The 24,326-nt window shown below is 56.9% G+C and carries 24 protein-coding genes; 15 read left to right on the forward strand and 9 right to left on the reverse strand.

The window, feature by feature from the left end; all coding sequences use genetic code 11:
* Window positions 1-16: 16 nt before the first annotated feature.
* A complete protein-coding gene (gene marR, locus AC0TNG_RS17960) occupies window positions 17-451 on the reverse strand; it encodes a multiple antibiotic resistance transcriptional regulator MarR (protein WP_032647191.1) in 435 nt (144 codons plus the stop codon).
* A gap of 255 nt (window positions 452-706) precedes the next feature.
* On the opposite strand from marR, the gene AC0TNG_RS17965 reads away from it, so the two are divergent.
* On the forward strand, window positions 707-1,372 hold the full coding sequence (locus tag AC0TNG_RS17965; RefSeq protein ID WP_024908448.1) for a MarC family NAAT transporter: 666 nt from the start codon (window positions 707-709) through the stop codon (window positions 1,370-1,372).
* Window positions 1,373-1,467: 95 nt separating this feature from the next.
* Here AC0TNG_RS17965 and AC0TNG_RS17970 read toward each other — a convergent pair whose 3' ends face one another.
* The gene (locus AC0TNG_RS17970; protein ID WP_473702482.1) at window positions 1,468-2,664 is read right to left on the reverse strand and encodes a sugar transporter; all 1,197 of its coding nucleotides are present in this window, start codon (window positions 2,662-2,664) and stop codon (window positions 1,468-1,470) included.
* 177 nt (window positions 2,665-2,841) lie between these two features.
* On the opposite strand from AC0TNG_RS17970, the gene AC0TNG_RS17975 reads away from it, so the two are divergent.
* Both AC0TNG_RS17975 and AC0TNG_RS17980 read left to right on the forward strand, forming a co-directional pair.
* Entirely contained in the window at window positions 2,842-3,630 is a 789-nt protein-coding gene (locus tag AC0TNG_RS17975; RefSeq protein ID WP_024908450.1) for a PhzF family phenazine biosynthesis protein, read from the forward strand.
* A gap of 27 nt (window positions 3,631-3,657) precedes the next feature.
* Window positions 3,658-4,449 (forward strand): PhzF family phenazine biosynthesis protein, encoded by a 792-nt coding sequence (locus tag AC0TNG_RS17980; protein WP_024908451.1) that lies wholly within the window; start codon window positions 3,658-3,660, stop codon window positions 4,447-4,449.
* Here AC0TNG_RS17980 and AC0TNG_RS17985 read toward each other — a convergent pair.
* The 6 genes from AC0TNG_RS17985 to AC0TNG_RS18010 all read right to left on the reverse strand — a co-directional run bounded on the left by AC0TNG_RS17985 (window position 4,446) and on the right by AC0TNG_RS18010 (window position 10,290).
* On the reverse strand, window positions 4,446-5,123 hold the full coding sequence (locus tag AC0TNG_RS17985; RefSeq protein ID WP_023311779.1) for an SDR family NAD(P)-dependent oxidoreductase: 678 nt from the start codon (window positions 5,121-5,123) through the stop codon (window positions 4,446-4,448). The genes AC0TNG_RS17980 and AC0TNG_RS17985 overlap by 4 nt on opposite strands.
* A gap of 1 nt (window position 5,124) precedes the next feature.
* The gene (locus AC0TNG_RS17990) at window positions 5,125-5,595 is read right to left on the reverse strand and encodes a NanQ anomerase/TabA/YiaL family protein (protein WP_473712877.1); all 471 of its coding nucleotides are present in this window, start codon (window positions 5,593-5,595) and stop codon (window positions 5,125-5,127) included.
* Window positions 5,592-6,755, reverse strand: coding sequence for a sialidase family protein (locus AC0TNG_RS17995; protein ID WP_473712878.1), 1,164 nt, complete (start codon window positions 6,753-6,755; stop codon window positions 5,592-5,594). Before AC0TNG_RS17995 ends, AC0TNG_RS17990 begins: the two co-directional genes overlap by 4 nt.
* Window position 6,756: 1 nt before the next feature.
* Window positions 6,757-8,169 (reverse strand): sodium:solute symporter family protein, encoded by a 1,413-nt coding sequence (locus tag AC0TNG_RS18000; protein ID WP_024908454.1) that lies wholly within the window; start codon window positions 8,167-8,169, stop codon window positions 6,757-6,759.
* A gap of 76 nt (window positions 8,170-8,245) precedes the next feature.
* Window positions 8,246-9,130: a dihydrodipicolinate synthase family protein gene (locus AC0TNG_RS18005; RefSeq protein WP_473712879.1), complete on the reverse strand. Its 885-nt coding sequence runs from the start codon at window positions 9,128-9,130 to the stop codon at window positions 8,246-8,248.
* A 17-nt stretch (window positions 9,131-9,147) separates the two neighbouring features.
* Window positions 9,148-10,290, reverse strand: a complete 1,143-nt coding sequence (locus AC0TNG_RS18010; RefSeq protein ID WP_463726695.1) for an iron-containing alcohol dehydrogenase — start codon at window positions 10,288-10,290, stop codon at window positions 9,148-9,150.
* 173 nt (window positions 10,291-10,463) lie between these two features.
* Between AC0TNG_RS18010 and dtnK the strand changes: the two genes are divergently transcribed.
* The 4 genes from dtnK to AC0TNG_RS18030 all read left to right on the forward strand — a co-directional run bounded on the left by dtnK (window position 10,464) and on the right by AC0TNG_RS18030 (window position 13,987).
* Window positions 10,464-11,681 carry a D-threonate kinase gene (gene dtnK, locus AC0TNG_RS18015; protein ID WP_024908457.1) on the forward strand — a complete coding sequence of 406 codons (1,218 nt, stop codon included), beginning with the start codon at window positions 10,464-10,466 and terminating at the stop codon, window positions 11,679-11,681.
* Window positions 11,674-12,660: a D-threonate 4-phosphate dehydrogenase gene (locus AC0TNG_RS18020; protein WP_024908458.1), complete on the forward strand. Its 987-nt coding sequence runs from the start codon at window positions 11,674-11,676 to the stop codon at window positions 12,658-12,660. The genes dtnK and AC0TNG_RS18020 overlap by 8 nt, the downstream gene beginning before the upstream one ends.
* Window position 12,661: 1 nt before the next feature.
* Window positions 12,662-13,423 (forward strand): DeoR/GlpR family DNA-binding transcription regulator, encoded by a 762-nt coding sequence (locus AC0TNG_RS18025; protein WP_023311787.1) that lies wholly within the window; start codon window positions 12,662-12,664, stop codon window positions 13,421-13,423.
* Window positions 13,424-13,504: 81 nt separating this feature from the next.
* Window positions 13,505-13,987, forward strand: a complete 483-nt coding sequence (locus AC0TNG_RS18030) for a GNAT family N-acetyltransferase (protein ID WP_032647199.1) — start codon at window positions 13,505-13,507, stop codon at window positions 13,985-13,987.
* On the opposite strand, the gene ptrR is transcribed toward AC0TNG_RS18030, so the two are convergent.
* Window positions 13,941-14,819 (reverse strand): putrescine utilization regulator PtrR, encoded by an 879-nt coding sequence (ptrR, locus tag AC0TNG_RS18035; RefSeq protein ID WP_208762870.1) that lies wholly within the window; start codon window positions 14,817-14,819, stop codon window positions 13,941-13,943. The genes AC0TNG_RS18030 and ptrR overlap by 47 nt on opposite strands.
* 98 nt (window positions 14,820-14,917) lie before the next feature.
* Here ptrR and sad point away from each other — a divergent pair, with 98 nt between their 5' ends.
* The 8 genes from sad to AC0TNG_RS18075 all read left to right on the forward strand — a co-directional run bounded on the left by sad (window position 14,918) and on the right by AC0TNG_RS18075 (window position 24,170).
* Window positions 14,918-16,306, forward strand: a complete 1,389-nt coding sequence (gene sad / locus AC0TNG_RS18040) for a succinate-semialdehyde dehydrogenase (protein WP_473712881.1) — start codon at window positions 14,918-14,920, stop codon at window positions 16,304-16,306.
* A 111-nt stretch (window positions 16,307-16,417) separates the two neighbouring features.
* Entirely contained in the window at window positions 16,418-18,007 is a 1,590-nt protein-coding gene (locus tag AC0TNG_RS18045; protein ID WP_473712883.1) for a methyl-accepting chemotaxis protein, read from the forward strand.
* A gap of 62 nt (window positions 18,008-18,069) precedes the next feature.
* Entirely contained in the window at window positions 18,070-18,996 is a 927-nt protein-coding gene (glsB, locus tag AC0TNG_RS18050) for a glutaminase B (protein ID WP_024908464.1), read from the forward strand.
* Entirely contained in the window at window positions 18,996-19,352 is a 357-nt protein-coding gene (locus AC0TNG_RS18055) for a DUF4186 domain-containing protein (RefSeq protein ID WP_473712884.1), read from the forward strand. Before glsB ends, AC0TNG_RS18055 begins: the two co-directional genes overlap by 1 nt.
* 113 nt (window positions 19,353-19,465) lie before the next feature.
* Window positions 19,466-20,905, forward strand: a complete 1,440-nt coding sequence (locus tag AC0TNG_RS18060) for a sensor domain-containing diguanylate cyclase (protein ID WP_473712885.1) — start codon at window positions 19,466-19,468, stop codon at window positions 20,903-20,905.
* 119 nt (window positions 20,906-21,024) lie between these two features.
* Window positions 21,025-21,990 carry a sensor domain-containing diguanylate cyclase gene (locus AC0TNG_RS18065; protein WP_061715145.1) on the forward strand — a complete coding sequence of 322 codons (966 nt, stop codon included), beginning with the start codon at window positions 21,025-21,027 and terminating at the stop codon, window positions 21,988-21,990.
* Between the two features lie 82 nt (window positions 21,991-22,072).
* Window positions 22,073-22,600, forward strand: a complete 528-nt coding sequence (locus tag AC0TNG_RS18070) for a GNAT family N-acetyltransferase (RefSeq protein WP_248164550.1) — start codon at window positions 22,073-22,075, stop codon at window positions 22,598-22,600.
* 118 nt (window positions 22,601-22,718) lie between these two features.
* On the forward strand, window positions 22,719-24,170 hold the full coding sequence (locus AC0TNG_RS18075; RefSeq protein WP_417927392.1) for a tagaturonate reductase: 1,452 nt from the start codon (window positions 22,719-22,721) through the stop codon (window positions 24,168-24,170).
* Window positions 24,171-24,326 lie beyond the last annotated feature (156 nt).

The following is a 24,326-nucleotide window of genomic DNA, read 5'->3' on the forward strand; positions in this document are numbered from 1 at the left end:
TACCTCTTTTTTCTGTTTACGGCAGGATTTTCTTCAGCAAAAGCTCAAGGGTTGCCACTTCATCTGCCGTTAAGTTTTTTGTTAGTTCCTGATGCAGTGTTTGTCCTACTAATTGATGACATTGCTCGCACATGTCCGCGCCATCGCTGGTTAGCTTCACCAGTACGCCGCGTTTGTCATTCGGGTTAGGGCTTCGTTCTATCCATCCTTTGCAGACGAGACGATCGAGCATGCGGGTTAACGCGCCCAGATCGACAGAGAGCACCTTTTTCAGCTCAACCGGCGTGATACACACTTCGCAGCGAATGGAACACAGCACTTTGAACTGTGTTGCGGTGATATCCAGCGGTGACAGGTAGTCATTGAGCAGGCGATCTTTTTTCTGATTGACCATATGAATAAGACGACCCAGCGGAACAACGTCGTTAAAGATATCACTGGTGCTTTTCACAATGGTTGCCCTGGCAAGTAATTAGTCACGGCAGATATTATTGCTCAGGCAAGTATAAGTCAACTGAATGAGTCAGCCGATGCCACGAATTGCTAAAACGTTTCATGAACTTTTTTTGAGGTCTTTCAAATCAGATAGATAACTGACAGTTATCTTTTCAGAAGGGAAATAATCGTTACGTTGCCCCCATGGCTGAATGTCACACTTTCACCCTATAATTGCTGTGTTAAATATGGATAAGGACAACAACGCACTATGTTGGATTTAATTAAAGCAATCAGCCTTGGGCTGGTGGTCTTGCTGCCGTTGGCTAACCCGTTAACGACGGTGGCGCTGTTCCTCGGGCTGGCAGGGAATATGAACAGCGCCGAGCGCAACCATCAGTCGATGATGGCCTCGGTGTATGTGTTTGCCATCATGATGGTGGCTTATTACGCCGGACAGGTGGTGATGAATACCTTCGGGATTTCCATCCCGGGCCTGCGTATTGCCGGGGGGCTGATTGTGGCCTTTATTGGTTTCCGCATGCTGTTCCCGGCGCAAAAAGCGCATGAGTCGCCGGAAGCGGCCAGCAAATCGGAAGAGCTGGAAACCGAACCGAGTGCCAATATCGCCTTTGTGCCGATTGCCATGCCGAGCACGGCGGGGCCGGGGACCATAGCGATGATCATCAGCTCCGCGTCGACGGTGCGTGACAGCGCAACCTTCCCGGACTGGGTGCTGACGGTTGCGCCACCGCTGATTTTTGCGATTATCGGTCTTATCGTGTGGGTGTCGCTGCGCAGCTCTGGCGCCATTATGCGCTGGGTAGGAAAGGGCGGTATCGAGGCGATTTCCCGCCTGATGGGCTTCTTACTGGTCTGTATGGGCGTGCAGTTTATTATTAACGGCGTGCTGGAGATTATTAAGACCTATCATTAAGTTCATTGCCGGGTGGCGGCTTCGCCTTACCCGGCCTACGAAATCCGTCTTTTTGTAGGCCGGGTAAGCGCAGCGCCACCCGGCACAAACAACCCTCACCCGTGCTGCCCCTGTTCCTCCAGCGCCACCGGCCATTTACGGAAGATGAGCACCGACCAGACAAGCGCCACCAGGGCCGGAATAGCCCCCAGATAGCCAATCGCTGACATCGACACGTGCAGTATGACCTGATTTCCCACCAGCGCGCCCGCGCCAATCCCCAGATTGAAAATCCCGGAGAATAGCGACATGGCAACGTCCGTTGCATCCGGCGCCAGGGCCAGAACTTTCACCTGCATGCCCAGACCAATAATCATGATCGCTACGCCCCAGAACAGGCTGAGGATCGCCAGATGGCTTTCACTGCCCGCGGCGGGCATCAGCAGCAGCAGGCAGGCCAGCAGCAGGCCGATGGCGCTGCTCACCAGTAAGGAGGCGTGCCGGTTACCCAGCTTGCCAAACAGCACGCTGCCAATAATGCCCGCGCCGCCGAGGATCAACAGTAAGACGGTGGCAAAGTTGGCGCTAAAGCCCGCCACCACCTGCACAAACGGTTCAATGTAGCTATACGCCGTGTAATGGGCCGTCACCACAATGACGGTCAGCAGGTAGATACTCAGCAGCGCCGGGCGACGCATCAGCAGCGGCAGGCTTTTCAGCGAGCCGGAATGTTCGCTCGGCAGCGCGGGCAGCAGTTTAATCAGACATACCAGCGTAACCAGCGCACCCATACCGATGGCGAAGAAGGTCGTACGCCAGCCGAAGTATTGCCCCACGATGCGGCCAATCGGCAGACCCAGCACCATCGCCAGTGCGGTACCGGTAGCAATCAGGCTCAGCGCCTGCGCGCGTTTCCCTGCCGGCGCCAGGCGAATCGCCAGCGACGCGGTGATCGACCAGAACACCGCATGGGCAAAGGCGATGCCGATGCGGCTCATGACCAGCACCGTAAAATTCCACGCAATAAATGACAGCACGTGGCTCGCAATGAACAAGACAAACAGACCGATCAGCAGCCTGCGCCGCTCCATCTGGCTGGTCAGCAGCATAAACGGCAGGGACATCAGCGCCACTACCCAGGCGTAGATGGTCAACATAATGCCCACCTGAGCCGTTTCCATCTGGAAACTTTCAGCGATGTCAGACAACAGCCCAACCGGAACAAATTCTGTGGTATTAAAAATAAACGCGGCAATGGCCAGCGTGACCACGCGTAGCCACGCAACCCTGCGGGAAACTGTGTTCGTTGTCATAGGGATGTCGGAGATTCGTTGCTGAAAAGAAGAGGAGACGATCTTAAAACGTCAAACGGCGAAAACTCAACCATTATGTGATGCAGATCTCAATATTTACCTTATAAAAGCTGTAGCCGGGAACGCTGTTTTCATTGAATATAAAAGAACAACATAATAAAAACAGGCGGTAAGACAATGCAGGAGATTGATTTTTATCTGGTAGATGCGTTCAGCGATACCTCGTTCGGCGGCAACCCGGCAGCCGTTTGCCCGCTGAAAGCGTGGTTGCCCGATGAGACCTTACTGAAAATGGCGCAGCAGCATAATCAGTCGGAAACGGCTTTTTTCGTCTGCAGTAAAGGGGGCATTGAGCTCCGCTGGTTTACCACGCTCACCGAAGTCAATCTCTGCGGCCACGCTACGCTGGCCGCCGCGCACGTGCTGTTTACCGAGCTGGATTACCCGGATTCGCGGATCCACTTTGAAACCGCCTCTGGCCGCCTGACGGTCAGCCGGGAGGGGGAGTGGATGACGCTGGACTTCCCGGCATGTCCAACCCATGAAGAGACGCCCCCGCCTGAGATGCTCTCGGCGCTGGGTATTAGCCGCTACGTTGAAGCCCGGAAAGGGCGCGCATGGGTCATCGTTCTTGAAAATCGCCAGCAGGTCGAGGCCCTCGCGCCACACTTTTCGGCGATGACGCCGGGCGAGCATAAGGTGAGCGTGACGGCGCGAGGTGAGGGGGAATACGATTTTGTCAGCCGCTTTTTCTCACCGGGCGTTTCCGTCCCGGAGGACCCGGTCACCGGCTCCGCGCACACGATGCTGATCCCGTACTGGAGCGAAAAGCTGGGCAAAACGACGATGTTTGCCCGTCAGGTTTCAGCGCGTGGTGGCGATGTGCGCTGTGAGCTGAAAGGCTCGCGGGTGCTGATGAGCGGACAGGCCACACTTTATCTGAAAGGCACAGTTTTTCTGCGCTAAATAGCCATAACAAGAGAGGAAGAGACAATGCAGGAAATTGATTTTTATCTGGTGGATGCCTTCAGCGACAAAACCTTTGGTGGCAACGCCGCAGCGGTATGTCCTCTGGAAGAGTGGCTGCCGGACGAGACGCTGCTCAAAATGGCGCAGCAGCATAACCAGTCTGAGACCGCCTTTTTCGTCCGTACCGACGGTGGGTTTGAGCTGCGCTGGTTTACCACGCTGGATGAAATTAACCTGTGCGGCCATGCCACGCTTGCCGCCTCGCACGTTATTTTCGAATACCTTGACTATCCGCACACTGAAATCACCTTCACCACGCGCTTCGTGGGCGAGCTGACGGTTAAACGCAGCGGCGACTGGCTGACGCTGAACTTCCCCGCGTGGTCAACGGAGGTGGTCGAGAACCCACCTGCGCTGTTGTTTAGCGGCCTGGGCATCACAGAGGCAAAAGAGGTGCGAGTTGGACGTGATTACCTGGTGGTGCTGGAGAGCCAGCAGCAGGTAGAAGCGTTAACGCCGGATATTGGGGCAATGCTCCCGCTGGATAAAATGATCTGCGTGACGGCGCCGGGCGATAAATATGACTTCGTCAGCCGCTTTTTCTGCCCGGGCGAAGGGGTGCCCGAAGATCCGGTTACCGGATCTGCCCACAGCATGCTGATCCCTTACTGGAGCGAAAAGCTGGGTAAAACGTCACTCAATGCCCGCCAGGTGTCACACCGTGGCGGGGATCTGCGCTGCGAATTGAAGGGCGACCGCGTGCTGATCGGCGGTCAGGCCACCCTATATCTTAAAGGGCGTGTTTTCCTGCGCTAGCCGAGTGAGGCGCCGCCGCATATCACCATCTCCTGACCGGTGATAGCGGCGGCTTCATTGCTAAGTAAGAAATTCACCAGTCCCGCCACCTCCTCTGGGGCGATCAGACGTCCGATTGGCGGACACTTCGGCGGCGAGGTTTCTCTCCCCGGTGCGCTGAGCATCGGCGTTTGGGTAGCCCCTGGCGCGACCACGTTAGCGGTGATCCCGCGCGGGGCCAGCTCCGCCGCCCAGCTTCTGACCATACCTACCATTGCTGCTTTGGTCGAAACGTACTGCGATCGTCCTGCTGCACCGCGAGAGGTTCTGCTGCCAATCGCCACAAACCGTCCACCTGCGGCCATTGTGGGCGCAAAATGGTTAAACAACGCCTCACAGGCCCGGACGTGGAGTTGCCACAGTGAGGTGCTCACATCGCTTTCGAGCTGGCCCAGGGGCGCAGCGGCCATCATCCCTGCAGCATGGATCACCGCCTGGGGCGTCGCGATGGTTTGCAGGGCGCTGCACAGCGCAGCAGGATCGCTGATATCCACGCGCAGGCCCGTGAAGCCAGGGGCATTCAGCATCACTGCCCGGCGGCTGAGCCCGGTGACCTGCCAGCCTTCCGCCAGTAAACGCTTGACGATGGCCTCACCAATTCCGGAGCTGGCCCCGGTGACGACGGCGTGACGCATGTCAGACCTCCAGCATCGTTCGGGGAATTTTAAATACCGCTTTGCGAACGGTCAGCGGCGCCTCTGCGGCGCACAGCGCCTGGTGGGGTTCTCCAGGACAAAAGACCGCAAAGTCTCCTGCGGCAAGACGGATCCTGACGCTGTGTTCAGCAGGTGAAGTAATAAAGAGATCCGGCTTACGCTCTTCGTCCTCCGGCTTGCCAGTGGGGCGTGCGCCAGCATAAATATGTTCTTCTCCTGCCAGCACAACCTGAATATCGGCCCACTGGCGATGGTACTCCGTATGCCGATCTGCACGTGGCTGCGTCTGCGCCGGACCAATCTGGCAAAACCAGGTTGCATTTTCCGGCTGCCAGCGCCCGTCATCGCGTTCGCTGAGCGCCTGCAGCGTGCAGTCCGGACGGGATAGCAGGGCGTACAACGCCGACGGAAGCCCTGCCAGCGGCAGGGCGTTGAGATGACCGATAATCATATGGACTCCTTAACCCATTCCGATGTCACCCGCACATATTTGATGGCCTGGCGGAAGTAGGTGTACGCGATATGAAGCGCGCCATCGGACCCCTGTTTGATGCTGGGATAGGAGAATTCGCGGTTCAGCTTTTCCAGAGAGTTGTTGGTCATGCAGTAACCATCCCCCTCGTCCAGATGACGCTGCCACGGCCAGGTTTTTCCGCCGTCAGGCGAAATGGCGACGGTCATCGGCGCCCGCGGTGCGCCCCAGAAGGCCGTCCGACCGTGGGTAACAACCGGCTCCTTGCGGTCATCACCATCGTCAATTTCATCGTATAACGAGGCGCGACGTTCCCGCGCCCCGGCGGCGCTCATGGGGTTAAAGACCAGCGCGAGTTCACCGCCCGCAAGCGTGGTCACCTGGATAGAGGAGTTATTATTAGGGAGCTCCGTGGGCTCCGGTACGGACCAGCTTTCGCCGTTATCCGTTGACTGGCTGTAATAGATATTGTCTGCCCAGCGGCTGCGGAACAGGGCGACCAGTGTGCCGTTGAGCAGGCGGGTAATATTCATATGTACGCAGCCGAGGCTTTCCGGTACCTCAACATCGCGCCACGTTTTGCCGCCGTCCCCGGATATTTTTACCGCGCTGATATCGTCGTTTCCGACCCATTTCTCACCTGGTTGGGTACGGCAATAAAACACCGGGAGCAGCCAGTTACCGTTATCCACCACGACAATCGGCTGGCGGATAAACGTGCCCGGTTTATCGAGCAGGGTAGCGATCTCCCCCCAGGTTTTCCCAAGATCCCGGGACTGGCGATAGCGAACGATAGCCGTATCCTGATTACCTGAGATCTGCGCGGTCCACAGCAGCCACAGGACGTTGTCCGGGGCCAGGAACAGAACCGGGTTCTGTTCGGAACGCGTGGCATCGTCCGACAGTTTTACCGCATCACTCCACTGCTGGCTGCCCGGTGCCAGGCGTGACCCCCACACGGAGATATCGGCAATGCCTTCCTGAGTGCCGCCAAACCAGACGCACATCAGCGAGCCATCCGGCAGCGGCAGCAGATTCGCCGCGTGGTTTTGTGGGCAAGAGGAGGGCAGCATGGCGGTTTGCACGTGCGCATCCTGTTGTGGTCGAACAATCCCGTCGCGGGTTACGGTTACAGACATATCAGACTCCATTATTTTGAGCGGGGGTTGGCGCTTTATCCTGCGCTTTTCCCGGAATGAGGCGATCGATCGCCATGATGACGGCAGGGGTCAGCAAGGCAATGTACATATTGTTGATGCCGAAAGGGTCGCCCAGCAGATACCAGACGGAGGTGACGACGCAGGCGCCAATCAGGCCCGCATTGGCACCGCGGGTGCTGCGGAAGAACGGCGCGTAAAACGCAATAACGGCCACCACGGAAATCGACAGGCGAATGGCGCGGGTAAAGAACGAGAGCTTCAGGACTTCAGGTACCAGCAGAACAAAAATCAGCGGCAGGAAACCAATCAGCAGGGAGATCCAGCGGGTGGCCTTAAACTCCTGATCGGGCGTTGGGTTGCGCATCGGCACGTAAAAGTCTTTTACCACCAGGGAGGCGATAGCCAGCGCCACGGTACTGACGCTGACGAAAATAGACGCCACCAGAGAGGTGGTGACCAGGCCGGCCAGCCACGGGTTCATGTCCTGCAGGAAAATCGGCATTGCATACAGGCTGTTAATTTCCGGGTGCAGGTATTTTGCCGCCACCCCAATCACCGCAATGGCCAGCGCAATCGGCAGGCAGAAGAAGAAGGCGACCCAGGTAGAGCGTTTGGCCGATTTCACGTCTTTGGTGGAGGAGATTGCCTGGATTACAAACTGGGTACAGAAGATAGAGCCGATGGTGCCGATGAGCCACGCGAAAATGGTCGACGCACCGATGTTACCGTCCCAGGTCCAGTAGAAGGCCGGCATGTTTTCGATCATTGGCGTAAAGCCGCCGGTTTTGGAGAGCGCAAAACCCATGATAGCCAGGATACCGAAGTATTTCAGCGCGCTGTGCAGTACGGTCACCCAGGCTACCCCCTTCATGCCGCCAAAGGCGAAGTAGAAGGTACTGACGATGGCCGTAATGAAGGCGGCAACGGGCAGGTTGACTTTCAGTACGGTGGAAATAGCCGCTGCGCCGCTGACGTAATTCCCCACGTTAACCAGCAGCAGGGCGTAGATCATGATGACAGAGATAATGTTTTTGGTGCTGTTACCGTATTTTTCAGCAATTGCACCCGAGATGGTGATTTTCCCAGTGTTGTAGATGCGTTTTACCAGCAACAGGCCAAAGAGCGGGAAGCCAATTGCGGCGCCGATGACCGACCATGACGCGGCAAAGCCGTCTTCAAACGCCGCCTGCGCGGTGCCGATGGTGGATTTGGCGCCGATATACTCGGACATCAGCAGGATCCCGACAATAAACGCCGGCATCGCGCGGGAGCCTTCCATAAAATCGCCGGAGTTTTTACTGCGGATCCGGAAGGTCAGCCAGGTGGTGAAAAGGATGTAGGCAATAACAATGCCCACAATGATGAGGGTATCTTCAGCGGTAAAATTATTCATCTTTGCCTCTCTTCAGGGCGAGTGAATCCTGGGCACCTCAGGTACCCGGTATTCTTATTGACGAAACCAACACCGTTTAGTTAAGTGACGTTGTCACTATCCGGCGTATCTCCAGGCACTGCTGCTCGCTAAACGCCACGGCATATCGGCTCTCACCGACGTCTTCCCCCATGATCTGGAGCGCTTTTTTGACTGCGGCAGGGGAAAACGCCACGTTGTACAGGTCGGTGCGCAGTCGGGTGACGCTCTCCTGCGCAAGGCGGGAACCTTCAATGTCACCCGCGTTAAAGCGTGACCAGATGGCGTTGATGGCCGTCGGCGCCACGTTTGCCAGCCCGGAGATGCAGGCCGAACATCCGTCGATGAAGCCCTGGTGGATAAGCGAATCTGGGCCGTTGAGCACGTCGAATCCGTCCATGTCCCTCACCGCATTAAGGAATCCGCGCAGGCTTTCATAGCTCCCGGCACTGTCTTTAATACCGACGATGTTGGGATGTTCGGCCAGCGCGCGTGCGGTAGCGGGTTCAATGGTATTGCCGGTACGCGCTGGAATGTTGTACAGAAATACCGGTACGGCTAGCGCGTCGGCGATAGCGGTGTAGTGCGCGACGAGTTCAGACTGTTTCAGAGGAACGAAGTAAGGGGTAATGACGGAAACGGCATCGACACCCAGCGAGGCGATCTGTCTCCCCAGACGGATGGTTTCGCGGGTCGAAATTTCCCCAATGTGCGCCACGACCGGTGCGCGCCCGGCCACCGTTTCCACGCAGGTGCGGGTGACGGCGATTTTTTCTTCTTCGTTAAGCACGAAGAACTCGCCGTTTGTGCCGCCGCAGAAGATGCCGTTGCCAGCACTGAGTTGACGATCGATCTGTCGTTTCAGGCCCGACAGGTTCAGCGCGCCTTCCGTGTCAAAGGGGGTTACAACGGCCGTTAGCACGCCCCTGATGTTGTTACGCATTACACACTCCTTGGCTATTAATGTTGGGGAAACAGTGTCCGGTAAATCGCCTGCACCTCGTCGTGATTAACCTGACAGGGTGCATTGTTCATGAGCCGCTTAACGTTAAGGGCCGCATCACTGAGGGAGGCGATATCTTCACGGGGTACGCCCAGTGTCTCCAGGTTATCCGGAAGGTTGAGTCTGCGAACCAGCGCGGCAAAGTACTCCACCAGCGCGTGGGATTTTTCTTCGTCTGACAGCGACGTATCCGCGCCGGGCACCAAATCCCAGACTTGCGCAAATTTCGTCACGCAGTGGGGACGAATCACGCGCATGCAGGGCGCCAGCAGAATCGCGTTGGCCACCCCGTGAGGCAGGTGATATTTGCCGCCGAGTGGGTAGGACAGGGCGTGAACCAGGTGCGTGCCAGCATGTGCAATGGCGACCCCACCGTAGTAAGACGCCCACAGCATCTCCAGCTTCGCCAGCAGATTGCCCGGTTCGGCGCAGGCCGTTTCAATGTTGTTGAGCAGCTTAGACAGGCCCATCAGCGCGGCGTTATCGCTAACCGGATTAGCGACCGTTGAGGTGAAACACTCAATCAGATGGCACAGGGCATCAATCCCGGTGGATGAGGCAATGTGTGCGGGCATGCTGGTCGTCAGCTCCGGCAGCAGGGCGACGTAATCGGGCAGCAGGACGGGGGAGATGATGCCCACTTTCGTGCTTTGCTCCGGTATGGCCAGAATGGCATTCGGCGTCGCTTCCGATCCGGTTCCTGCAGTGGCCGGGATCAGCAGTGACGCGATGCGTGCCACCGGTTTTATGCCCGCGAGCAGGTTGTCCAGCCCCGGAGAAAGCGGGTGACAAAGTACTGAAAGCAATTTGGCTACATCCAGTACGCTACCGCCGCCGAGCCCGACGACCAGCCCAAACGTTCCCTTTAACGTCGAGAGCAGTTGGTTAACGTCGTGATGGGTGGGTTCAGGCGGGACATTGTCGATAATCGTGACGCCGCGCTGGTCCTCTTCGAGGATCGCGCGGATCTGCTTTGCTGCCTCCAGACGCGCAATATTGCCGTCCGTCACCAGCAGGATCTGCGTTTTATCAGTAAGTAATGGCCTGATGGCGGCGATGGCATTCGCCCCGCTAATCAGGGTGCTGTTGATCGTAACCACGCTTTTCTCCTGTCTCTGTATCCATGATTGATTTCGCTCAAGCAAGACGCTTCATGGTCATCGTGTGGCTAAATTTATAATTTATTCGCAAACTGATTAACTTGATCTTGCTCACATATAATCAATCATGATTGAATATAATCATTAACGGGAAAGGCTAACCCGAAGTGGGGATGAAAGTGAGCAATGTGAACAGAGAGGTCGTGGTCGTCGCCGATGACTTTACCGGCGCAAATGATGCCGGTGTCAGCCTGGCGCTGTGTGGCAAAAAAGTCAGCGTGGCGTTTCATACACCGTTTACCCAGGCGAGCGATGTGCTGATCGTTAACACCGATTCCCGGGCGCTGAAGGCATCGGAGGCGGCCGAAAGGGTGGCCGCACTCGGGGCTGAAATCGCGGATGCCCGCTGGCTCATTAAAAAGATGGATTCCACGTTGCGTGGCAATGCAGGAGCCGAATCTCAGGTTCTTAAGGCATTAAGCGGCAGGCGGCAGGTGATCGTGGCGCCGGCATACCCGTCAGCAGGGCGGATCACGCGGTACGGCAGGTGTCTGGTAAACGGCGTTCCGGTGAATGAAACCGAATTTGCCAGCGATCCCAAAACGCCTGTCCCGTCTGCCGCTATTGCTGACCTGTTTACCGGGGTGAGCGCTAAAAGCGTGACCGTGAAAACGCTCACTGCCGAACTTGCCCGAGGAACGGAATGGCTCATCGTGGATGCGCACACCGATGAGGAGATGGACGCCATTATCGATGCCGCGTTGGCCTGCTCACAGAGGCCGCTGCTGGTGGGCTCTGCCGGACTATGCGATGCGCTGGCCCGTCATCTGGCCCCGGTTCGGCGTAAACAACTGCTGGCCGTCGTCGGCTCGATGAGTGAGATCGCGCAACGACAGATTGCACTGGCGGTAAGCCAGGCGGACGTCTCGTCGGTACTCATTGATGTGAATGACGCGCTGCGCGGAGACACGTCCGGGTATCTCGAACAGATTGCGCAGGTACTTCAGTCTGGCCATCACTGCATTGTGCATACCTGTGCGGGCCACGAGGCCCGGCATCAGGTCGAGCAACTCTGCCAGCAGTATCGCGTCACCCGCGCAGGCCTGGGCGAAAAAATTTGTACGTTTTTAGGCGAACTGACCCGACAGGTGCTGGCGGCGCAGACGCCTGACGCGCTGTACGTCTCCGGTGGCGACGTGGCGATGGCTGTCGCGAGGGCACTGGATGCTCGGGGGTTTGAGATTACCGGGTGCGTCGCACAGTGCGTGCCAGCCGGAAAATTTCTGGGTTGTGGCTGGCAGCAGCCGGTAATGACCAAAGCAGGGGGCTTCGGAAACGAAGAGACGCTGCTTGAGGTGTTGCATTTTATCGAGGAGAGACTGAGTGACTAAAATTATTGCTGTAACCATGGGTGACCCGGCTGGCATTGGCCCGGAAATCATCATCAAATCCCTCACCGAGGGTGAGTTGTCAGGGGCACCTGTGGTGGTTGTGGGCTGCGCCAGAACGCTGCAGCGGGTGCTTGAGAAAGGAATCACCGGGCAGGCGGATATCCGCACTATCGACGCGGTCAGCGGCGCGCGCTTTGCCGCTGGCGTGATTAACGTGCTTGATGAACCGCTGGCCGATCCTGATGCACTGAAGCCGGGTATCGTTCAGGCTGAGGCCGGGGATCTGGCTTATCGCTGCGTGAAGCGTGCTACCGAACTGGCGATGGCGGGTGAGGTGAAGGCGATTGCAACGGCTCCCCTGAATAAAGAGGCGCTGCACCTGGCCGGGCATCTCTATCCGGGTCATACCGAGCTGCTGGCGCATCTGACCGACAGCAAAGATTACGCCATGGTGCTGTATACGGACAAACTGAAGGTGATTCACATCACGACCCACATTGCGTTGCGCAAATTCCTTGATACGCTCAATCAGGATCGGGTAAAAACCGTGATTGGGATTGCGGATAGATTCCTGAAACGCGTCGGCTTTCAACAACCGCGCATTGCGGTTGCCGGCGTTAACCCGCATGCGGGTGAAAACGGCCTGTTTGGCGATGAAGAGATCAAGATTGTCGGCCCGGCTGTCGACGCGATGAAAGCGCAGGGGTTAAACGTCACCGGACCGTGTCCACCGGATACGGTATTTATGCAATGCCACGAAGGTATGTATGACATGGTCGTTGCGATGTATCACGATCAAGGGCATATTCCGCTAAAATTACTCGGCTTTTATGACGGGGTGAATATCACCGCCGGCTTGCCGTTTATCCGTACCTCTGCGGACCACGGTACCGCATTCGATATTGCCTGGACCGGCAAAGCGAAGTCTGAGAGCATGACGGTGTCTATCCAGTTGGCTATGCAAATTACACGGGAATGATATGAAGGGATATAACCGGTTAGAGCAGATAATGGATTACCTGAAAGGGCACAATCTGGTGACGGTGGATCAGCTGGTGGCAATTACCGATGCCTCTCCGGCGACGATCCGCAGGGATTTGATAAAGCTCGATCAGGAAGGTGTCATTAGCCGTACCCATGGCGGCGTTACCCTTAACCGGTTTATTCCTTCCCAGCCCACAACGCATGAAAAAATGCAGCGCAGTCTGGCAGAAAAACACGCCATCGCCAGCGCGGCGGCAAGCTTTGTTAAAGCGGGCGACGCCATTGTTCTTGATGCTGGCACCACGATGATTGAACTCGCTCGCCAACTTACGCATCTGCCGCTTCGCGTCATCACCAGCGACTTGCACATCGCGCTGTTTCTCTCGGAATTCCGTCAGATTGAAGTGACGATAATTGGCGGGCGTATTGATGATTCAAGTCAGTCCTGCATCGGTGAGCACGGGCGTCGCTTGCTGCAGAACGTGTGGCCAGACGTGGCTTTCGTTAGCTGTAACGGATGGGATATCACCCGCGGCATTACCTCACCAACGGAAGAGAAGGCTGCCTTAAAGCGGGATCTGATTGCCAATGCAAAACGTCGCGTACTGCTGGCGGACAGTTCCAAGTACGGAGCCTGGTCGTTGTTTAACGTGGCGCATCTTAATACCCTGACGGATATCGTCACGGACAGCAGGCTGGACGAAGCGACACAGGCCGGATTGAGGGCGTTAGATGTCCAGTTGACGCTGGCGTCATGACATAAGTTAATACTATGAAGCACCCTGGCAGGCCTGCGCTATGTTGAAATTTAGCCTCATAAAAAAAGCAAGGAGCCTGCCATGTATTCCATTACCTCTGAATCTGCACGTCATCCGGACATTCTCGCTCTGATCGCGGCGCTTGACCGCTATCAGAGCGAACTCTATCCCGCCGAAAGTAATCATCTGCTCGATCTGGCTGCGCTGCCGGAAGCCTCGCTGATCCTCATGATCATTCGCGACCAGCAGCTGCACGCCGTGGGCTGTGGCGCTATCGTGCTCAACGGTGATGGAACGGGGGAGATGAAGCGGGTCTATATCGATCCGGCCCATCGCGGACAGCATCTCGGCGAAACGCTGCTGGCCGCCCTGGAAGATGAGGCTCTGAGCCGTCATTGTCATACCGTAAGGCTGGAGACGGGCATCAAACAGCATGCCGCGGTGCGTCTTTATGAACAGTGCGGATACGATTTGCGCCCGGCGTTTGCCCCGTACGTTGACGACCCGCTCAGCCTGTTTATGGAGAAGGCGCTGGTTGAAGACGTTCGTTTAGCAGCGCTATAAAGGCTTCCAGCTGGCGGGTCATCGCCCCGCGTCGCCATACCAGCCAGGTGGTGAGCCAGCGCCAGTTTTCCGCCAGCGGCCAGGCTTCAACCTGATGATGTCCCGGCATACTCTCCAGCATCGAGCGCGGCATCAGCGCGATGCCCGCGCCCGCAATGACGCAGGCGAGCATGCCGTGATAGGACTCCATCTCATGAATGCGGCCGGGCGTGGCGCGGTCAGCGTGAAACCAGCTCTCCAGGTGTCGGCGATACGAGCAGTTGGCGCGAAAGGCATAGACGTCGCTGCCGCTGACCTGCGAGGCGCGCGTCACCTCCACATGCCCGGCAGGCGTGACCAGCATCATCTCTTCCCGGTAGACCGGCATGCCTTCCAGCTCCGGGTGCGAAAGCGGACCGTCGACGAAGGCGGCGCTTAGGGTTCCCTCCAGTACGCCATCAATCATTGTCCCGGAAGGCCCGGTCGAAAGGGCAAACTGAATGCGCGGATAGCGCTGGTTAAACTGCGCCAGCGTTTCAGGAATGCGCACGGCGGCGGTGCTTTCCAGCGCGCCGAGGGCAAATAACCCCTGCGGCTCATCCCCCGCGACAACCATGCGCGCTTCATCCACCAGGGCGAGGATCTGCCTGCTGTAGCGCAGGAAGTTATGGCCAGCCGGGGATAAGCGCAAACGCTGGTTCTCACGAATAAACAGCTCAACGCCCAGATCGGCTTCCAGCTGGCGGATGCGGGTCGTCAGGTTAGACGGCACGCGATGCACCTTCTGCGCCGCCTGGGTGATGCTGCCCGTCAGCGCGACGGCGTTAAACATTTCAAGCTGGGTTAAGTCCATGGCATTCTCGTTTCGTGAATAAGGTGGTTAGTATTATTCATTTTTAAGAAATAGCAGAGTGAGCCACAATCAATCAACCGAAATGCGTGGAGAACATCATGAAATATTCATCTGCTACACATGCCCTCTCTGTTAACCCGGCAACGGGTGAAACCCTCGCTGCGTATCCCTGGGAGACGCCGGAAGAGGTTGAACGCGCGATTTCTCAGTCCGACGCGGGCTATCGCCAGTGGCGACGCGAAAGCGTGTCCCACCGGGCGCAGAAGCTGCGGGATCTCGGCGCCGCGCTGCGAAACCGCGCGGAAGAGATGGCGCAGATTATCTCCCGTGAAATGGGCAAGCCCATCCTGCAGGCGCGAGCGGAAGTGGCAAAGTCCGCCGGTCTGTGTGACTGGTATGCCGAGCACGGCCCGGCAATGCTGCGTGCGGAGCCGACGCTGGTGGAAAACCAGAACGCGGTCATTGAATACCGTCCGCTGGGGCCGATTCTCGCGGTGATGCCGTGGAACTTCCCGCTCTGGCAGGTGCTGCGCGGCGCGGTGCCAATTCTGCTGGCCGGTAACAGCTATCTGCTCAAACATGCGCCCAACGTGCTCGGCTCTGCGGATCTTATTGGGCAGATCTTTGCGGATGCGGGTTTCCCTGAAGGCGTGTTCGGCTGGGTGAACGCCACCAATGACGGCGTAAGCCAGGCGATTAACGATCGTCGTATTGCGGCGGTGACCGTCACCGGCAGCGTGCGTGCCGGGGCAGCCATTGGGGCTCAGGCAGGAGCCGCGCTGAAAAAATGCGTTCTTGAACTGGGCGGCTCAGACCCGTTCATCGTTCTCAACGATGCCGACCTGGATCTCGCCGTGAAGGCGGCGGTAGCGGGTCGCTACCAGAATACCGGGCAGGTGTGCGCGGCGGCAAAACGCTTCATTGTGGAAGAGGGTATTGCGGACACCTTTACCCAACGCTTTGTCGATGCGGTTGCTGCCCTGAAGCTGGGCGCTCCGGAGCAGGAAGAAAACTACCTGGGCCCGATGGCGCGTTTCGATCTGCGCGATGAACTGCATCAGCAGGTGCAGGCGACGCTGGCAGAAGGGGCAACGCTGCTGCTGGGGGGTGAGAAAATCAGCGGCGAGGGAAATTACTATGCGCCAACCGTGCTGGCGAATGTCACCCCGTCGATGACGGCGTTCCGCCAGGAGCTGTTTGGTCCGGTCGCGGCCATTACCGTCGCGAAAGACGCGGAGCATGCCCTGATGCTTGCCAACGACAGCGACTTTGGCCTGTCCGCCACCGTCTTTACCGCTGACGCAGCGCTTGCGGATAAATTCTCCCGCGAGCTGGAGTGCGGCGGCGTGTTTATCAACGGCTTTAGCGCCAGCGATGCGCGCGTGGCTTTTGGTGGCGTGAAGAAAAGCGGTTTCGGCCGCGAGCTTTCCCACTTTGGCTTGCACGAGTTCTGTAACGTGCAGACGGTGTGGAAGGATCGCGTGTAATCCTTAATTTCGGCCCTCGTCGTGAGGGCCGTTGTCATTATTCTGCCATGGTTCTGTCATTTTCATTTCGTAGACTCGCACGCGTCTAACGCCTTGTAAATGAAGCTAATTATGAACCTAACGCAAATTTTTCGCCGTATTGCGCAGCGTCTCACCCCTCGTCACTTTGGCCTGTTGACGGGCATCTTTTGCATCATTGGCCTTTTCTCCGCGGTGCAGCTCTCCTCGTCACTCCTGCTTAACGCCTCCCTGAACAACGCCCAGCGTAACGAGCAGCAAAACCTGCTGGCCTGGCAGCAGCAGAGCAAGCTGGATCTGGCCCGTGTTTCCCTGCTGGCGGCAAGCGATCTGCTTAACCGGTCCGGCGTCTGGTTTATGCAGGATAAAGAGACCGGCTCCGACGGAAGCTGGCATAGCCTGATGGACGATGCGCAAAAGGCGCTGACGGTTTCTCAGCAGGCGTGGAAGGCCTGGCTGGCGCTGAATCCGCCGAAAGATGACGCGCTGGTGAACAGCTATCAGCTTTTCTACGGCGCGATCAACGAGCAGGCTGAAGGTCTGGTAAAAGACAACACCATCGACGCTTTTTTTGCCGTCCCGGCGCAGGCGTTTCAGACGGATTTCAACGACAACTATGCGCGTTATCAGCAGGCAAGCGAGAAGCAGGCCATGCAGGGGCGTCAGAGCCTCATGGCGCAGCTCTCAGGATTGCAAACGTTGTTCCTGTTTGCGCCGGTGCTGTTGCTCGCTATCGCCGCTGTCGTCTGGTTCGGCATGTCCAGATGGGTGATCACGCCGCTGCGTCGGTTGATTGCGCATATCAACCGGCTGGCGGCAGGGGATCTCTCCGGCACGCCGCCGGACGTCATGCGCTTCAACCGGGAGATAGGGCAGCTTAGCGACAGTATTGCCACGATGCAGCACGGTCTTCAGCAGCTGGTGACGCAGGTCAGCCATGCCACGGCGACCATGGTGGAGAACATTGGCTCCCTGGCGCAGGGTAACCAGAAGCTGTATCAGCAGTCGGCGCGTCAGGCGAAAGAGCTTGAGGATGTGACGGCGCATATCGCGGCGCTGGAAAACCATGTGGAAGGGAATACCGGCTATGCCAGACTCGCCAGTTCGCGGGCCGATGAAGCGCGTCAGGCCGCCGTGGGCGGAGACCAGATGATGTCGACGGTAAACGCGTCCATGCAGGCGATCGTCGACCGATCGTCCGAGATGCGCGGGATCGTGGCGATGATCGACAGCGTGGCGTTTCAGACCAACATCCTGGCGCTGAATGCGGCCATCGAGGCGGCCCATGCCGGAAACCAGGGGCGCGGGTTTGCCGTCGTCGCCCGGGAGGTTGGATTGCTGGCCAGAAAGAGCAGCCACTCGACGCAGACCATTCAGCAACTGATCAACCGCTCGGTTCAGGGGATTGAAGACGGTTCCCGTGCCGTCACCCGGATGGAAGAGAATCTGCAGCAGGTTACCGGTCTGGTGGGCAATTTAAGCAGTTTGCTGAATGAGATCTCCACCGCCACCCTCAGCCAGGGAGAGAGTATTCACCAGATGACGCGTCAGCTTCAGGCACTGAACCAGGTCTCCCGTCAGACGGACCTGCTGGTCTCTGACGCCTCGGATGCCTCTGAGCGACTGCAAAAGCAATCCGATCTTTTATTGCAGGCCGTTTCGCGTTTTCGTCTTAGCGCCTGACGCAATACATAAGCCTCTGTTATACTCGCAGCCCGTTTTAGCCTGAGGGCAAGGAGCAAAGTGTGGCTGCGGTCATCCATAATGAGATGTTGGACGAGATTCTGGCGCAGGTTCGTCCGTTAATTGGAAAGGGGAAGGTTGCCGACTATATTCCGGCCCTTGCCTCGGTCAGCGGGAATAAGCTGGGCATTGCTATCTGTACTATCGACGGACAGCGATACCAGGCAGGGGATGCAACAGAACGTTTTTCCATTCAGTCCATTTCGAAAGTGCTCAGTCTGGTTGCGGCGATGCGCCAGTATGAAGAAGACGAGATCTGGCAGCGGGTGGGCAAAGATCCGTCCGGCCAGCCTTTTAACTCGCTGCTTCAGCTCGAGATAGAACAGGGTAAACCGCGAAATCCCTTTATCAACGCCGGGGCGCTGGTGGTCTGCGATATGCTGCAAAGCCGCCTCAGCGCACCACGTCAGCGAATGCTTGAGATTGTGCGTCAGCTCTCGGGCGTTGACGACATTACCTATGATACGGTTGTGGCACGCTCGGAGTTTGAACACTCTGCCCGTAACGCGGCTATCGCCTGGCTGATGAAATCCTTCGGTAATTTCCACAACGACGTGGCGACCGTCCTGCAAAACTACTTCCATTACTGCGCCCTGAAAATGAGCTGCGTTGAGCTGGCTCAGACGTTCCTGTTCCTTGCGCACCAGGGGCACGCGCCGCATCTCGATCAGGAAGTCGTTTCGCCGCTTCAGGCTCGTCAGGTTAACGCGCTAATGGCCACCAGCGGGATGTATCAAAACGCCGGCGAGTTTGCCTGGCGCGTTGGGCTTCCGGCTAAATCGGGCGTTGGCGGCGGGGTCGTGGCGATTGTGCCGCATGAAATGGCGATAGCCGTCTGGAGCCCGGAGCTGGATGAAACGGGAAATTCGCTCGCCGGCGTGGCGGTTCTGGAGAAACTGACCCAGCGTCTGGGACGTTCAGTATACTGATGCCCGATCTGGATCCTCTCTTTTCCCGTCTGGCGCGATCGACATTTCGCTCGCGCTTTCGTTTAGGCGATAAAGAACGACAGTACTGCTGGGACAAAGGCCCCGAAACCATTGACCAGCATGCCGCGGATTTTGTCGAAAAGCGCCTTGCGCCTGCACAACCCGCAAATGACGGTAAACAGACGCCTATGCGCGGTCACCCGGTGTTTATCGCCCAGCATGCCACCGCCACCTGTTGTCGGGGCTGCCTGGCAAAATGGCATAACATTCCACAGGGTGTAACGCTCACCGCGACGCAACAAAATTATATCGTCAGCGTTATCCATCACTGGCTGGTGCTGCAGATGAACGCCTAAATTTGACGAGTTATGCTCCAGTGGTATTTGTGTTATAGATGCATCCTAAGTTAGTCCCGATCATGCTGACGACCGCAATAATTGCCATAAGCTTTCATATGGAATGATATTTAATGCGTTCTGCTCTTACCGCTTTCAGGCCGTTCCAGCCTGACACGCCGCTGCGAAATGCATCGACGATCTTCATCCTCACCACCTTGTTCTATTTTGTGGGCGCGGAATTACGGCTCGTTGAGGCCCTGTCGCTGTTCTGGCCGCTGAATGGCGTCATGGCAGGGATCTTCGCCCGCTATGTCTACCTTAATCGCCTGCATTACTATGCGGTATGCTATGTCGCGATGCTGTTGTACGACGCGGTGACGACCAACTGGGGTATAGCCTCAGTGGTGATCAATATGTCTAACATGATCTTTATTGCCGTCGTCGCCGTGCTGGTTCAGCGCGACAAGCGACTGATGAAGAAAACCCCCGATCCGCTTAACGCGCTACGCCTGTTTAACTACTGTCTGATTGCCGCGCTGCTTTGTGCCTTGCTCGGCGCGGCGGGGTCGGTCGGGATTGACAGTCACACCTTCTGGCCGCTGTTTGCCGACTGGTTTAGCGAGCAGTTCTCAACCGGCGTGCTTGTTGTGCCCTGTATGCTCACGTTACGTATGCCCGGGCGTGATCTCAGGTTACGTCTGGAGCAGCTGCTGCCGGTGATGGCGCTGATCGTCTCGGTGGTCGCGTCGGTGGTGATTGGCGGAGCGGGGAGCCTCTCGTTTCCTCTGCCAGCGCTTATCTGGTGTGCGGTTCGTTACTCATTGCCTGCGACCTGTCTGCTGACGTTTATCACGGGTGCCACTGAAATCATTTTGGTCGCCAACTCGATTATTAATATTGCCGTGGCGACGCCGTTTACGACGCCAATGATGTTTTCAGCCCGGCTGGGTATCGCCACGATGGCGATCTGCCCGGTGATGGTCTCCGTCAGCATGGCGGCGATTAATTCCCTGATCCGCCAGGTTTCACTGAGGGCGGATTATGACTTTTTAACACACGTCTACTCGCGTTCCGGGCTTTATGAGGCGTTAAAGCATGAAGAGACGTACCGGCATACCCGTTTTTTGACCGTCATGCTGCTGGATATTGATTATTTCAAAAGCATTAATGATAACTACGGCCACGAGTGCGGAGATCGCGTGCTGGCGTCGTTTGCCCGACAGGTTCAGCAGGTCGTTGGCGAAGACGGCATGGTGGCGCGCATGGGCGGGGAAGAGTTCGCTGTGGTGGTTCATTCAGGCGACGCGCAGCACGGTTTTGAACTGGCTGAACGTATCCGTTCCACCGTTGCCAGCCATCCTTTTACATGGCGTCACCAGACGCTCTTTCTGACGGTCAGTATTGGCCTCGGCAGTGGAAAGGCTGAGTCATGGCAGTTGACCGAAGTCTTCAACAAGCTCATGGCCGAAGCGGACGATCATCTCTATCGTTCAAAAAAAGCGGGTCGAAACCGTACCAGCGCCCGGGTGGCAGACGAGCAAATTGCCGCGCCCACCGAGAGTGAAACATAGCTGCGTTAATCGTCATAAGGCATTGACGTGAATAGTAAGCGACTTAACAGGCTGTCAGAACGCTGACAATGCCTCTGTTTAAGCTACGCTTTTAGTAACGCTTTACGTCAGGAGACATTATGAAAGCACCTGCAACCCCTGAAAATGAAACAGACAGACTCAACTCGCTACGAGAATCCGGTCTGCTTGAGATCGACAGTTCCCCGGCGTTTGACCGGTTAACCCGTCTGGCAAAACGCTTCTTCCAGGTGCCGCTGGCGATGGTCAATCTCATTGATGAGCATTCGCTAATCGTTAAGTCCGCTGATGGTCAGGCACCCGGCTCCGTTCCGCGTAACATCTCATTTTGTGGGCATACGATCCTCACCGAAGCGCCGCTGGTGGTAGGGGATATGCTTCAGGACGATCGTTTTGCGGATAACCCGCTGGTGGCCGGTGAACCTCGCGTGCGGTTTTACGCGGGCTTCCCGCTGCGCCTGCGTGACGGCGCAAGCGTTGGCTCGCTGTGCCTGATTGATTACGCTCCCCGGGAGTTTTCTGCCGCCGACCTCGCCGTCCTGGGAGATCTTGGCGCGCTGGCGGAAGATGAATTTGCTGCCATCAGCGCGGCGACCACGGATGAATTAACCGGGCTATTCAACCGTCGGGGTTTTAATCAACTCGTGCGCTTCACGCTTTCCGTTGCCCGGCGCCGGGCAGAGCCGCTGACGCTCGGCTGGCTGGATTTGGATCGCTTTAAGGAAATTAACGATCGCTTCGGGCATGAAGAGGGGGATAAGGCGCTGAATGCCATGGCGCAACTGATGCGTGCCTCTTTCCGCGAAGCGGATCTGCTGGTTCGTTTTGGCGGGGACGAGTTCGCCGTGCTGTTCGCGGATACGGATGAGCAGGGCGCCTGGATTGCCATGCAGTATCTCGTCGAGCAGGTAGAAAACTATAACGCCCGCAGGTTACACCCCTGGTCGCTTCACTTCTCATGGGGGCTAAGTGAATTCGATCATAACGGCAACGACCTGCAGCAGTGGTTAAAAGATGCCGATGAAAAGATGTATGCCATGAAGCAGCAGCGCCAGCGCGCCAGGTGACATAACAAAAGCCTATGTCCGATCCGTTTGCGTTAAGAAGATGTTAAATGCACAGTGATGGTATTCAACGTAAGGAAAAACAATGAATACCTCACTGCAAATCAAAAACCTCACCCGAGACGAAATTCTCACCCACCTTGATGCGCTGGCCGGGATCCTCGAAAATTGTGTGAACGGCGGGGCATCCGTCAGCTTTATGCTTCCCTTTAGCCTGGAGAGGGCCCGCTCTTTCTGGCGCGGAATTGCTGAAAGCGTAGGGCGCAATGAGCGCCTCGTGCTGGCCTGTGTCGACCCGCAGGACGGCGTCATCGGAACGGTGCAGTTAATCACAGACCAGCCGGAAAACCAGCCGCATCGCGCCGATGTGGCGAAGCTGCTGGTTCACGAGAAAGCGCGCCGGAAAGGTGCCGCGATGGCGTTGATGGAAGCGCTTGAAGCTGAGGCTCGGGCCAGGAACATTTCGGTTCTGGTACTTGATACCTCCACCGGCAGCGGCGCCGAGACGTTCTACCAGCGCGCCGGATGGCAAAAGGTGGGGGAGATCCCGCGTTATGCCCTTATGCCGGACGGCGCCATGACGGCCACGTCCGTGTTTTATAAGTTCTTATGATTATTTTGTACAACTACGCGACGTATTGATCAAAACAGGGTTCCCGGTCGTTAAGTTTTGATAAGTTATCGTACCAATATTATCAGGCTGTATGACTAATCATAAAAGGAACCCCCTTGTGAACACGCTCAACCGTCGTGATTTTCCCGGTGCTCAATATCCAGAACGCATCATTCAGTTTGGTGAAGGCAACTTCCTGCGTGCGTTCGTCGACTGGCAAATTGACCTGTTAAATGAACATACCGATCTTAATGCCGGTGTGGTTATCGTCCGTCCTATTCAAAGCGACTTCCCGCCGTCGCTCAGCACTCAGGATGGTTTGTATACCACTATCATTCGCGGCCTGAACGAGCAGGGTGACGCGGTGAGTGAGAGCCGTCTTATCCGCTCGGTTAACCGTGAAATCAGCGTCTACGACGATTATGACGCGTTTCTGAAACTGGCACACAACCCGGATATGCGCTTTGTTTTCTCGAACACCACCGAAGCGGGTATTAGCTACCACGCGGGTGACAGATTCGACGATGCCCCTGCGGTGAGCTACCCGGCGAAGCTGACGCGACTGCTGTTTGAGCGCTTTAGCCATTTCAACGGTGCACCGGATAAAGGCTGGATTATCATTCCGTGCGAACTGATTGACTACAACGGTGATGCACTGCGTGAACTCGTCCTGCGCTATGCCCAGGAGTGGTCGCTGCCTGCGGCCTTTATCCGGTGGCTAAACGACGCCAACAGCTTCTGCTCGACGCTGGTTGACCGTATCGTGACCGGTTACCCGCGCGACGAAGCGGCTGCGCTTGAAGCTGAGCTGGGGTATCACGATGGGTTCCTTGACACGGCTGAACATTTCTATCTGTTCGTTATCCAGGGGCCGGCATCCCTTGCTCAGGAACTCCGTCTGGATAAGTACCCGTTAAATGTGCTGATTGTCGACGACATCAGACCCTACAAAGAGCGCAAAGTCGCCATCCTGAACGGGGCGCATACGGCGCTGGTGCCGGTGGCATTCCAGGCCGGGCTGGATACGGTGGGCGAGGCGATGAATGATGCAGAGATCTGCGCGTTCGTCGAAAAAGCGATTTATCAGGAGATCATTCCGGTCCTCGATTTGCCGCGGGACGAGCTGGAATCTTTCGCCAGTGCGGTAACAGGGCGTTTTCGCAATCCCTATATCCGACACCAGCTGCTTTCCATTGCGCTCAACGGCATGACCAAATACCGCACCCGCATCCTGCCACAGCTACTGGCAGGGCAGAAGGCAACAGGGCAATTACCGGCACGTCTGACGTTTGCCTTAGCCTCGTTAATCGCGTTCTACCGCGCAGAGCGTAACGGGGAGAGCTATCCGGTGCAGGATGATGCGTGCTGGCTGGAACGTTATCAGCAGCTCTGGGCGCAGCACCGCGATCGGCAGTTGAGCACCCGTGAGCTGGTGCAGTCGGTGCTCAGCGCACGCGAACACTGGGAACAGGACTTGACGCAAGTAAGCGGTCTTGTCGACCAGGTCACGCTGGACCTTGATGCCATTCTGCTGAAGGGAATGCGCGCTGCGGTTAAACCGCTTTGCTAATGCGTTCACCCGGCTGCGGCCGGGTTTAAACACATTTTATTTTAGTTACAACATACTATGTGCTTTGTTTTTAAAAAACACATGCAGCACTGTGCGGATTTCGCTAATCAGGGGAGAAAGTGCAATGTCCCGTTAACAAACTTGCAACGGTGACGG

The sequence above is a fragment of the Enterobacter sp. PL_is514 genome (assembly GCF_055816715.1).